Annotated in this window: 5 protein-coding genes; all 5 read left to right on the forward strand. The window is 44.1% G+C overall.

The features are described 5' to 3' along the window. The first annotated feature begins 385 nt into the window (after positions 1–385). Positions 386–6,487 carry a DUF6443 domain-containing protein gene (locus BMX95_RS11110; RefSeq protein WP_081204525.1) on the forward strand — a complete coding sequence of 2,034 codons (6,102 nt, stop codon included), beginning with the start codon at positions 386–388 and terminating at the stop codon, positions 6,485–6,487. 2 nt (positions 6,488–6,489) lie between these two features. Continuing rightward, the gene (locus BMX95_RS11115) at positions 6,490–6,933 is read left to right on the forward strand and encodes a hypothetical protein (RefSeq protein ID WP_081204526.1); all 444 of its coding nucleotides are present in this window, start codon (positions 6,490–6,492) and stop codon (positions 6,931–6,933) included. 44 nt (positions 6,934–6,977) lie between these two features. Next, a complete protein-coding gene (locus BMX95_RS11120; protein ID WP_081204527.1) occupies positions 6,978–10,676 on the forward strand; it encodes a hypothetical protein in 3,699 nt (1,232 codons plus the stop codon). A gap of 161 nt (positions 10,677–10,837) precedes the next feature. Continuing rightward, complete coding sequence (locus BMX95_RS11125; protein ID WP_081204528.1) at positions 10,838–11,992, forward strand: Gfo/Idh/MocA family protein; 1,155 nt, start codon at positions 10,838–10,840, stop codon at positions 11,990–11,992. Between the two features lie 192 nt (positions 11,993–12,184). Next, complete coding sequence (gene pelA / locus BMX95_RS11130) at positions 12,185–13,384, forward strand: pectate lyase (protein WP_081204529.1); 1,200 nt, start codon at positions 12,185–12,187, stop codon at positions 13,382–13,384. The last annotated feature ends 39 nt before the right edge of the window (positions 13,385–13,423 follow it).

A 13,423-nucleotide genomic window follows, 5' to 3' on the forward strand; every position in this document is an offset into this window, starting at 1 on the left:
GAATGATCAACAATATTAAATTTGTCAGGTAAACCAATCTAATACATTGGGTAGAGTCACACGAGAAAATCATTGCACTTCTGACGCAAATGACCTGATTGTACTGCCATGCAATGCCATATCTTCCAATGGTGCTTCAACTGATTAGATTACACTGTACATTTTCCTTATTACATTATTTGGTATAGATGCCCGTTCAGTGACTGAACTGACCTGATTGCGTATGGCAAAACGGGTAAGGTGGCTTTTTCATATAAAATTATTGGTATGGTCTACCGGCAACGATTGTTTGCCGGATGGGAATTTATTACTCATTGCGAAAGCAATACATATAATAATCTATCCTGAACGAAAATATAACCATTACGAATTAAAGCCTTAGCCGATGTTCTTCTCTAAACGTTCCGTCCGGTCCTACGCCCGCATGTTGTTTTTTTTAATCGGGTTTGTAGCCTGTTATTCCAACAACTTACAAGCACAGTGTGAACCTGAATTATATATATACAAAGTTAGTCCGGCAGGTGAAATATGTTCCCCCGGATATGTAAAGATCCGCGCAGAATATTCGCCTGATGGGCCAATGGATGAATACTGGTATGGACAGTTGCGCTGGTATCAGACAGAAACATCTTCCAGTCCGTCCCAGATCAATTATATGGCTTATTACGGGGATACCTGGGCAGAATATACTTTCTATGCCGGTAAGAACGGAGATGGTGCGTGGTATTCATTTTATGATGGTAGAACAGGATGCACATCACCCAGGTATAAATTTACTGTTAATATAAGTACAACGCCTTCCTTATACATTGACGCCTGGTCCTGCGGCAGGTTCGATGGTCATGTTCAGGCAGGCAGCAGTGCTTCAGGCGCTTATTATACATTGAATTATCTGGACCCAAATCTTAATGAATACCAGTTTTTGCAGGGTAATTATACGGGTAATTTTTACATTGATGGATTTCAGATTGCAGACCAGGATAACTATTATGTACAAGTTACTTCATTTTCGAGCTGTTCAGTACCCTATTACCAACAGGTGTCGTTTCAGATAATGGATCCAACGGCGCCACCGGTTACCGGTAATTTAACCTGGTGCGAGGGAACGCCACCACCTATGTTGTCGATCAATGCCAACCTGGATACTTATCAATGGTTCGATGGTGCAAATAATTTATTACTGGAAGACCAGCAGTATACGCCGCCTCCATTACCTGCTGGTACCTATAATTACATGGCCCGTGGGTACAACAGTAGTTATGGCTGTTATACCGATCCCACTTATATTACAACGACAGTTAATCCCAAGCCGGTAGATGGTACCATTACTGCCAGCGCCACTACCGTATATGTTTGTGAGCCGGTAACCATCAGCAGCCAGGGCGGTGTGGGTACGCCTCATTACTGGGGCAGCAGCAACGGCGGTACAAGCTGGGACCTTTTTGCCGATTCCCATGTTAACCAGCAATCATTTACCCAAACATTTACAACACCGGGTACTTACCGGTTTCATACGCGCAACAGCACGGTTTGTGGTTTTTGCTGGGATCAGCCCGGTGGTTGTAACACATTTCCGTATGTAGATGTAACAGTGGTTGATGTTACACCCGCGGTGATTGGAGCTATTACGCCTACCAGTCAAACCATTCTTTACAATGGCACCGCAGCGGCCATTACAGTGAACGGCGTTAGCGGCGGCACCGGCTCCTATACCTATCAATGGCAAAGCAGCGGTAATAGCGCATTTGATAATCCGGAAAATATAGCCGGTGCCAATTTTATTTCGTATACGCCCACTGATGTTACACGCTCAAAATATTACCGCCTGATGGTGAATACTGGTTGCAGCAACGGTTTCAATATAATTTCTTATAGTGCTGTGGCACATGTAATCGTATATCCAAAACTTGACCCCAATGCCATCGTGCCGGCGGAAATAGTTATTCCTTCCGGAACAAAACCCGGTGTTATAACTGCGGGCACGGCCAGCGGCGGCGGGTGCAATGGCAATTACCAGTATCAGTGGCAGCAGTCTGCTGACGGCTCCAACTTTACAGATATTCCACAGGCTGTAGCTATAACTTACGAACCGGCAGAACAGTATGCACCGGTTTACTACCGGCGGAAAGTGACCTGTGCCAACACGGGAGAAGTGGCGGCTACAAATGCCTGCCACATAGGTATTGGAACAGTTACCACTACGCTGGACCTGAACTATATCCGTACAAGAACATTTGAGCGGCCGGGCATCACAGATTTATCGACCGCCAATGGTATTACGTCGCTTGCAGAGGCAAAGCAGGGGACCGTTTATTATGATGGGGTGGGCCGTAGCATGCAAACCGTAGTAAAACAGGGAAGTTATAACGTCAATAATAATGCGTACATAGATGTGGTATCGCCGATGGTTTACGACGCGTTTGGCCGGGAAACCATTAAATGGCTGCCTTATGTATCTCCTACCGGTGATGGAAATTATAAAGCCAACCCCCTGCAGGAGGAAAAGGCATTTTATAAAGTACAGGAGCCAAACGAACATTTCTATTACAATCAGGGAATACTGGAATCCTCACCCTTAAACCGGGTGCTAAAGGCCATGCCCCAGGGCGATAGCTGGACGGGCAGTGGCCGGGGCGTTGAAAGCAACTATTCCATCAATACAAGTATCGATGCGGTAAGGATCTGGTATGTAACAGATGTGCCGAATGGACTGGGTACTTATTACACCCCGGCAGGAGAGGCAGGAAAATATCAGCCGGGTACTTTGTACAAAAATATTACGACTGATGAAAAAGGGACGCAGGTAATTGAGTTTACAGATAAGGATGGATTGCTGATCTTAAAAAAGGTTCAGGTAAAGGCAATGCCCGATAATGGTGAAGGAAGCGGATATGCTGACTGGTTATGCACCTATTATATTTATGACGATCTCAAAAATCAGCGTTGTGTAGTACAACCGAGAGGCGTGGAATTGCTGATACAGAATAACTGGGATCTTTCCGCACTCAACGGAGATATCCTGAATGAACAATGCTTCAGGTATGAATACGATCATCGCAAACGGACGATCATGAGAAAAGCGCCCGGTGCCGATGTGTCCTATATGGTATATGATATGCGCGACAGGGTGGTAATGGCACAGGATGCCAACATGAGGAAGCAGGGTAAATGGATAGTGACCGGTTACGACGGCCAGAACCGGGTTGTTACAACAGGCTCATGGTCCAATAGTACGGCATTGGCCAGTCATTTGTCGGCAGCAAGTACCAGCAGCAGTTACCCAACGGCCACCATGCTGGCAACCGGTTATGAATTGTTAACGGAAACTCATTACGATGATTATAATAATTTGCCTGCCGGGTTAACCAGCACCCTGGATAATAACTGGGGCAGCGAATTTATCTCCGTGTATAATACCTCACCCGACTATGCGCAGGAAATGGTAAAATCCCCTGATGTAAAAGGATTGGTTACCTGGAAACGGGTAAAAGTATTGGGTACTGCCAATCAGTATTTACCTGCGGTAAATATTTATGATAAGTATGGCCAGGTGATCCAGGTGAAATCGATCAATCAAACCGGGGAACAGGATATCGTGAGCTCTCAGTATGACTTTTCAGGAAGGGCACTGCGTGCAGTAGTAGAACATCAGAAGGCGTTTCCAAACGGATTGGTCACTTACGTATTCAATCGTAATACCTATGACAATCTTGGCAGAAGAACAAAGGCCGAGAATAAAGTGGGTTTAGCTAACTGGAAAACCATAGCTGTATCGGATTATGATGCACTGGGCAGATTGTGGCATAAGAACCTGGGAACAAAGCCGGGTACTACTGAAGCACTTGAGACCCTGACCTATGACTATAACATCCGGGACTGGCTGTTGGGCGTTAACCGGGACTATATTTCAGGGACCACTACCAACAACTATTTCGGATTTGAAGTGGGGTATGACAGGAAGGCCAATAAAGTAAACCAGGATTTTAAAGAAGCGCAATACAACGGAAGCATCAGCGGTACTACCTGGCTGAGCAAAGGGGATGGCATTCAGCGTAAATACGATTTTAGCTATGACAACGCCAGGCGGTTTTTAAAAGCCGATTTCATTCAGCATAATACAGATGGCAGCTGGAATAAGAACGAGGTAAACTTTGATGTTAAGATCGGAGATGGCAGCGATCCGTATACTGCGTATGATGCCAATGGAAATATTCAGCGGATGCAGCAATGGGGATTGAAAGGCGCTGTAGCGGCACCCATTGACGACCTTACTTATAACTATATAAAAACCGGAAACAGCACCCAGGTGTCCAATAAGTTGTATAAGGTATCAGACCTGTACAGCGATCCCAATTCCAAACTGGGCGACTTTAAAGATGGTACCAATACCGGCGATGATTTTGATTATGATGAAAACGGCAATCTGAAATTGGATAACAATAAAGGCATCGGCACCATTACCTATAATTACCTGAACTTACCGCAGTTGATCACCTTTCCTAATAAGGGAACAATTGAATACACATACGATGCATCCGGCAATAAATTGCAGAAGATCGTAACCGAGGGTGACGTGAAAACAACTACGCAGTACATATTGGGTTTTGCCTATGAAACCAGAGAGCATATTACGGTGCCGGCTGTGGATGATTATTTTGGTAAACAATTGTATCTTCCCCTGGAAGAAGGCCGCATCCGGCTGGTACCGGAAGACCTGACCTATTACTATGATTATTATATAAAAGACCATTTGGATAATATCCGCATGGTATTGACCGAGCAACAAAAGCAGGATCTTTATCCCGCAGCAACCCTGGAAGGGAATATCAGCAGTGCAACGGATGCGGTGTATTATGAAAACCAGTTTTACAATATCAATACCGGCAATATTGTGAACAAACCAGCCAATGCAACCAATATCAATAAAAATGGGGGGCCAGCGGCTACAGATCAACCGATAAATCCTAACTACTACAGCGATGCAACCGCCAACAGCCAGAAAATGTATATGCTGAAAGCCAACGCGGCTAGTGGAGCAGGGGCTACTGGTTTAGGCATGGCATTGAAAGTAATGAGCGGCGACCGGATCGATATCTGGGGTAAAACTTACTATGCAGCTGACAATACCAATAACCCTGATTACAACATTCCGGTACTGGACATTCTAACCGGATTATTAGGGGCACCGCTGAATGTGGCGGCAGGCAAAGGCCTTACCCCAACCGGTTTAAACGGCATGGCCGGGGTATATAACGGCGTAGATGACTTTTTGGGCGACCAGACGCGCGGACCTTCCGGATCAAAACCTAAAGCCTATATAAATTGGATCTTACTGGATGAGAATTTTAAGTACGTAGATGGGCATTTTCAAAGAGTAGATCAGCCAAACGTAGTGGAAGACCATAACCTTTCTAACATTGCCGTTACAAAAAATGGCTATCTGTATGTATATGTAAGTAATGAAAGCCCGGTAGAAGTATATTTCGATAACCTGCAGGTAATGCATACCCATGGAGCGTTACTTGAAGAAACCCACTATTATCCGTTTGGGCTAACGATGGCAGGCATAAGCAGTAAAGCCGCTAATATGCCGGATAATAAATTTCACTTTAATGGAAAAGAACAGCAGAAAAAGGAGTTTAGTGACGAGAGTGGATTGGACTGGTATGACTTTGGCGCCCGGATGTATGATGCTCAGATTGGCAGGTGGCATGCGCAGGACCCCCATGCAGACCGGTATGTGCCAATCAGTCCTTTCGTGTACGCTGGAAATAATCCGGTGCTCTTTATGGATCCCGATGGAAAAGACATTATCATAAGCTATCAGAATGCGGAAGGAAAAACCGAGACGTTTGTTTATGTCTTTAAGAAAAACAGGAAACAGGATGACGATACCCCGCAGTTCCTGAAGCAGACGGTGGAAGCATTGGATATCCTGTATACCTGTGGCTCCAAGGAAGCAAAACAAATAATCGATGATTTGGTGAACGATCATACTTATACAGTGACAATTACGGAAACCAAAAAGTTTGCTAATAACAGATATAAAGAAAATCAGGAAATATTGTGGAATCCTTTGCAGGGATTTCAATTACGAATTCCTAATCCGGAAACGGGGAATGACAGGCAAAGTCCAATGGTAGGATTACTCCATGAACTGGATCATGCTAACGTTGACAGGGGTTTTTTGAATTCCATAGCAAATGCAACAACAGAAGAAGAAAGAGAAAGGGCCTGCCAACGAAGAGAATTTCGTCTGAAAAGCCAAGATGAGCGGATGGAGGAAGAAAATAAAGTAATGGAACGTACTGAGTGGACAACTTATAAAATATTTAAAGAAGGGGTGAGAACGAGCTATACATATGATGTTAAAAAAGTATTTAAGGCTGCCGGTGTAAGCTCAACCGCAGATGGACAAGCTACAAAAGAAGAAAAACAGGAGTTGAAGGAAATAAACAAAGCAGTGAGAAAAATTTTCAAGAGTTAATTATGAAGCTATATTTCTTAGTGATGGTATCAATGCTATTCAATTATGAAGATGTTGGATTGCAAAAAAACAAAACCGAAGTAGTTATATATGCTACGCCACTGTTTGATTTTAGAAACTTTCCTATGAGCAAGGAATTGCTCAAAATATCCTATGAGTTTTGTACCAGGCTGTCGGGGGAAGAATATGTAAATGATTTTTTGCAAATGGCGGGTACTTATGATAGTACAGCTGCCTGTGAAAAATGTAACCAGCCGTTGGATACCAGGATCTATGTGCAGGTATATGATAAAGGAAAGCTAAAAACGGAGATGGAAATAGGCGTGGGCGGAGGCTGCATTAAAATTTCGAACAAGCCTTATTGTGTGATCAAAGCAACGCTTGATTATCTGATAAGTTATTTCCCGGCAAAATTCCGGGATAAATACACTACTGTATATAATTAACAAAGCAATACCCGTAACCTTATCATCATTTAAATATCATTTGTATGCGTTCGTTCCCATTGCTGCCGCTTGTTTTTTTATTAAGTATAGTTACTTTTTCTATACAGGCGCAGGACAATTACGTGCCTAAAATTATACCTCCTTCGCCCAACGCATCTTCTTTACTAAAGTTTACCGAGGTGCCGGTGAATACCTATACAGGTACGGCCTCCGCAACGGTGCCTATCTATACTATCCAGGCCAAGGGATTACCCATACCGGTGAGCCTGGATTATCATACCGGTGGGATAAGGTTGAAAGAAGAAGCAGGGTGGGTCGGTTTGGGCTGGGCGCTTACTGCTGGTGGTGTGATCTCGAAAACCATTATGGATGAAGACGATTTTGGGGCTAATAAAACCTATTTTACCCCGGTAGTACCTCAGGTGGCCGGCGATATAAGTACCATTCAGGATGACGGATGGGCAGCAGGTCATTTCTATTCGGGAGAACATTATCGCGAGTTCTTATGCAATTACAAGGTAAATACCACGGCCGGCCTAACAGATTATTCCACACCCTTGTCGTTTTATCCCTGCCCCTATGACCTGGAACCTGATATTTACCACTACAGATTTCTCGATAAAAGCGGTTCTTTTATGATCACCCGCGACCGGAAAATTGTGTTGCAGAAGCAGGATAATATAAAAATAGAGTTTGAGAACAATGGTAATTCATTTACCATAACCGATGAACATGGGAACCAGTTTTACTTCAGTGATAAAGAGTATACCATGTCGGCCACCGGGGCTGCATCTACATTCGCCTTCAGCTCGTGGTATCTATCGAAAATAACAACAGCGCAGCAGGATGTAATAACCTTTCATTATGTCAATGACAATACCTGGACTTCTGTAAAGCCGGAATACTATGAAATGTATCATGCGTTTTGTGGATCGGGTGGATGGGAATACGGCAATGCTGCCGGTACCTGGTATACCAACAACCTGTTACAAAGTATTGATTTTGCCGAAGGGCAGTTGCAGTTTCTCTTCGACAACCAGCGGTCCGATTTACAGGACGGCAGGAAACTAAACACCATAAAATTATACTCAAAAACAAATGGTGCCTTAAATTATCAAAAGGAGTTTCACCTGAACTATTCTTATTTTCCCACGTTACCCGGCGCCGACGATCTCGAATTTAAAAGATTAAGGTTGGATGCGGTTCAGGAAATGTCTGGTTCAACGGTAGTTCCACCTTATACGTTTACTTATGAAGAACCCAACCCCAGCGTTCTGCTGGCAAAACATTCCTACAGCATTGATCATTGGGGGTATTATAATGGCATCGGTAACTCACATTTTATACCTACGATGAATGTTTTTTATAACCCACCTAACGCCGTTTCCCCTAATCCGCAACCCACTCAATTTAATTTTGGCGGTGCTGACCGTAGCACCAGTGAATCGTACATGAAGGCATTTTCTTTAACGCAGATGCAATATCCAACAGGCGGTAAAACGGTTTTTGAATATGAAGCAAACGATTATGATCCGGATAGATCCAGAAATGGTCCCATCGATTTTCCGCATACGGATGTAGTTACCGTTCAAAAAACCATTGCCATCATCAATAAGGGAATTACTACCGGTTCCATAGACCTGAGCCATTTGCATGGTGTTGCTGCAGAGGGTTCCAATGTAACCAACCTGCATTTAATAGTTGCTTTCCGCAGCTCCAATAACGATTGCAATACGCATTACACCAATTCCTTCGACAAAATATATTTCAAATTTCTGGGACCTGGTTTTAATTTAAAGGAGGATATAGGCAGTCGCAATCTTAACTGTACGCAAAATTCACCTGTTAATTTTGTTGACCTCGAGCTAAGCATCACCAATTTGGCAGGGCCCTATAGCTTTGAAGGTTATATCGATCCTACAGTAGATATCAACTATTTCCAGGACATCAGGGTAACATTGCAATACCAGGAGGTAAAAGAAACGAACAACCAAAGTAATGGCGTTTTTACTGAAAAAGCAGGCGGGTTAAGAATAAAGTCTGTTACCGACTACGCCGATGATAACACCGTTGCCAAAAAAAGGACCTATGAATATAATTATTACAATGGCATTTACAAGTACAGTTATGGCAGGCTCATGTCACAGCCTTCTTACGCCCGGTATGTTAGCGTGCCAAACGGATCAAATGGCGTCTGTAGTAATTTAACACTGATGGGGACCAGTCAAAATGCACTGACCAGCATTGCACAGGGAAATATTGTTGGGTACGACCAGGTTACTGAATATACAGTTGACCCCAATAATAATACCACTAACGGAAAAACCGTATACGCTTATGTAAATACGCCTGATACCACCCTGTATTATTATGGATTCAGGTTTCCGGGCATACCCAATATCGGCAATCAGTTAAATGGGTCGTTATTGACAAAGAAAGTATACGCCGGCGCCGGTCCTGATTATCAACCGGTATCGGAAACCTATAATTACTTTCGTGCTGATAACCGGAAGATCTATTTCAGTCTCAAAACCCAAACGCCGCCTGGCGGCACACACAGTTACAACGGCAATACTTGTCTGTCTGGCGTTACAACGCCTGTTGATTGGCTGGCCTGTATCTATCCTTCTATAAAATCGGAGAAGCTGTTAATGGATTCTACCAAAGAGATCACCTACGATCTGCATGATCCAACAAAAACGATCAGCAAAGTGACCGGTTATTATTACGATAACACAAACCATTTCATGGTTACCCGCATGGTGAGTAAGAATAGTAAGCAAAATAGAAATACCTCTTATATAAAATACGCGCAGGATTATCTTGCTTCGGGAAGTACAAGTACCGGAAATAGTCAACTGGATGGTCTGATCAACCGGAACATGGTGGCGGAAGTGATTGAAAAGCGCGACAGTCTTTTTTATCCCGGCGCTTCCACCGGTAAAATAACTGGTGCGCAGCTCAGTAACTATAAAGTGCTCCCTTCTACCGCTTTGGCATTAGATGCGCAGCAGCAATTAAACATTTCAACACCTGTAACAAACTTTCAGCCATTTGCTGTAAATGGCAATATTGGTACCCAGGATAACCGATACGAAAAAATGATCGTTTTCGACCAATACGATGATGCCAATAATATCAGCCAGTTCACACCGGTGAAGGCGGGCCCTGTGTCGATACTCTGGGATTACGCTAAACACTTTCCTATTTGTGAGGTAAAGAATGCCGGATTAAATGATATTGCCAGCACCTCATTTGAAGCGGAAGGCGGTGGCAACTGGACTATCGGAAGCCCTGCGCGTATTGCAGGTGGTATAACAGGCAATTCCTGTTATCAGTTGGGCAATGGCGGTATTAGCAAGTCAGGGTTAACAACCACCACCACCTATATTGTTTCCTACTGGACCAATAACGGTACGCCTTTTACCATTAGTGGTACGCAGGGAAGTGTAGTAAAGGGAAAAGTGGTAAATGGCTGGACCTATTATGAACACAAAGTAACTGGCGTTACACAGGTAGACATTCCGCAAACAGGCGGATTGATTGATGAATTACGGTTGTATCCTGCCGGTGCACAAATGACCACTTTTACCTATACGCCAACAATTGGTATGACCACCAGTTGTTCCTTCAATAATACCATTACTTATTATGTATACGATGCGCTGGGGCGGCTGCAGGTGGTCAAAGACCAGGATGGAAATATTATTAAAACAATAGAATATCATTACAAGGGGCAATAAGATCCCTGACAGTATTCCGAAACCGAACAATTGTTAGTTGATGATCGGGAACGCGACCGCCTGAATGGGCGGTCGCTTTTTTAATAACTGTTATCAGAACAGTTTGATTATATTAGCAAATACATTATTGCCATCGGGTAATTAAAAATCAATCTAACGATATGCCAGGATCAAACTTTAACCGTCGTAAGTTTTTAAAAGAGGCAGCGTCCATTACAGGAATGGGGTTGTTTGCTTCACTTCCGGAAACAATAACTGCTGCCGAAAAATATCAGCAAGAGGCAAGACCATTGGAAGAACCCCGAATAAAATTTTCAGTCATAGGGATCAATCATGGCCATATTTACGGGCAGGTGAATGCGGTGATCCGGGGCGGGGGAGAACTGGTATCGCTTTATGCAAAGGAAGCCGACCTGGTGGCGGAATTTAAAAAACGGTATCCACAGGTAAAAGTGGCTGAGAGTGAAAAGGAGATCCTGGAAGATAAATCCATTCAGTTGATCCTGAGTTCTGCCATTCCAATTGACCGGGCAGGCATCGGCATCAGGGCCATGCAACATGGAAAAGATTATATGTCTGATAAACCAGGAATTATCACCCTGGAACAATTGGAAGAAGTGCGTAAGGTGCAAAAACAAACCAACCGCATTTATTCCATCATGTACAGTGAGCGGTTCGAGAACAAAGCCACCGTGAAAGCGGGTGAGCTGGTGAAGCAGGGCGCCATTGGAAATGTTATTCAAACCGTTATTATGGCGCCCCATCGTATGAGTGCAAAAGACCGCCCGCAATGGTTCTTTGATAAAAAATATTTTGGCGGTGTTATCACCGACATCGGCTCGCATCAGTTTGACCAGTTCCTTTACTTTACCGGTTCCGATAAGGCCGAGATCATCGCTTCCCAGATCGGAAACGTGGCGCATCCGCAATATCCGCAATTCGAAGATTTTGGAGACATCATGCTGCGGGGCAATGGCGGTACCGGATATATCAGAGTGGACTGGTTTACGCCAGACGGATTAAAAACCTGGGGTGATGGCCGATTGACCATCCTGGGTACAAAAGGGTATATTGAAGTTCGTAAGAACATCGATATCGTAAATCACCCCGGCGGCAACCATCTTTATTTAGTGAACGACAAAGACACCCAATACATCGATTGTAATAATGTGGAATTGCCGTACGGTAAACAATTGGTTGATGATGTAATCAATCGCACAGAAACGGCCATGACCCAACATCATTGCTTCCTGGCAACAGAATTGGCGCTGAAAGCACAGAAGAACGCACAGAAACTCAATTATAACAAGGCGTAACTTATGAGCTGACTTTTGTTGTTTGTCTCAAAAAACAATTGATTTTCCCGTTTGGGCAACCTGCAACGTGAAAACGACGTCTGGTTACAGCAGGTTATCAATTTTTGAAAGGATCTGATCAAAAATCAAACCTCCCGGTCTTTTTACTTAGTTAAGTTTGTTGCTATAATATCGAAACACGTTGCAAAACATATGAAATACTCAATTGTATTAATCGCCCTTTGTTCTCTTTTCGGCACCCGAAATGCCATAGCACAGGATAATGTACAAAAAGGCCTCGATCGCATCGATCCACGTCCCTTTGCCGACAATTCAGGCCACTGGTACATGGGCAAGGATGATAAACGCATGATCAATCCCAGTCCGGCCAAACCCAAATACCAGCCCACACAGCTGAAAGAGATTGGCGACAACATGGTCCTTTTTCAGAAAGACAATGGCGGCTGGCCAAAGAATTACGACTTCTTTGCCATACTTACCGATGCACAGAAAGATTCTGTGCGCAGCCGGCACAGCGAATTAAATACCACCTTCGATAATGGAACCAGCTATACCCACATTGCAGCATTGTCTGTTATCTATAAAAATACAGGGGATGCCAGGTACCGCGATGCGGCGGTAAAAGGGCTGCATTTTTTATTGAAAGCACAATACGCAAACGGCGGCTGGCCGCAGTATTATCCGCTGGAGGAAGAGGGGTATAGTAAAGAGATCACCTTCAACGACGGCGCTTTTGAGGGCATTATGGAATTGCTGAAGGATATAATGAACAAACAGCCGCAATACGACTACCTGGATGCACCGGACCGCAAGCAGGTTGAACAGGCCTTTAGTAAAGGCATTGACTGTATTGTTAAAACACAAATCAATGACGCAGGCGTTCCTACAGCCTGGTGTCAGCAATACGATGAGCATACCCTGCAACCGGCGTGGGCCCGCAAATTTGAACCGGCGAGTATTTGTAACGGCGAAAGTGCAGATCTGGTACTGTTCCTTATGAATCTCGATCATCCTGAGCAACGCGTGGTAGATGCCATACAATACGCCGTAAAATGGTTTCAGGATTCGAAGATCTACAACACCCGGGTTGATGTTATTCCCGCTCCACGAATGGAAACGCCATTCCGTACTTCTACAACCGACAGAGTAGTGGTTCGTGATACAACAGCGGCACCCATCTGGACGCGATACTACGAATTGAAAACGCACAAACCCCTGTTCTGCAACCGGGACAGTAAAGTGGTTTATTCACTGGCCGAAGTTGCCCGGGAAAGACGCGATGGGTACGCATGGTATACATATGCCCCGCAGAAAGTGTTGAATAAGTATCCATCCTGGCAAAAGAAATGGGGGCAGGGCAAAGATGTACTGGCGCAAATAAACAGGCGATAGGAGAAAGAGCATAGTTTTTATTATCATGTAAGCAGCAAA

The organism is Niastella yeongjuensis, assembly GCF_900110245.1.
GTDB classification, from domain to species: Bacteria; Bacteroidota; Bacteroidia; order Chitinophagales; family Chitinophagaceae; genus Niastella; species Niastella yeongjuensis.

What these genes read in the sequence shown, in the direction of transcription:
- BMX95_RS11115 (WP_081204526.1), top strand. Translation starts at nt 6,490, where the DNA reads ATGAAGCTATATTTCTTAGTGATGGTATCAATGCTATTCAATTATGAA.
- BMX95_RS11110 (WP_081204525.1), top strand. Translation starts at nt 386, where the DNA reads ATGTTCTTCTCTAAACGTTCCGTCCGGTCCTACGCCCGCATGTTGTTT.
- BMX95_RS11120 (WP_081204527.1), top strand. Translation starts at nt 6,978, where the DNA reads ATGCGTTCGTTCCCATTGCTGCCGCTTGTTTTTTTATTAAGTATAGTT.
- pelA (WP_081204529.1), top strand. Translation starts at nt 12,185, where the DNA reads ATGAAATACTCAATTGTATTAATCGCCCTTTGTTCTCTTTTCGGCACC.
- BMX95_RS11125 (WP_081204528.1), top strand. Translation starts at nt 10,838, where the DNA reads ATGCCAGGATCAAACTTTAACCGTCGTAAGTTTTTAAAAGAGGCAGCG.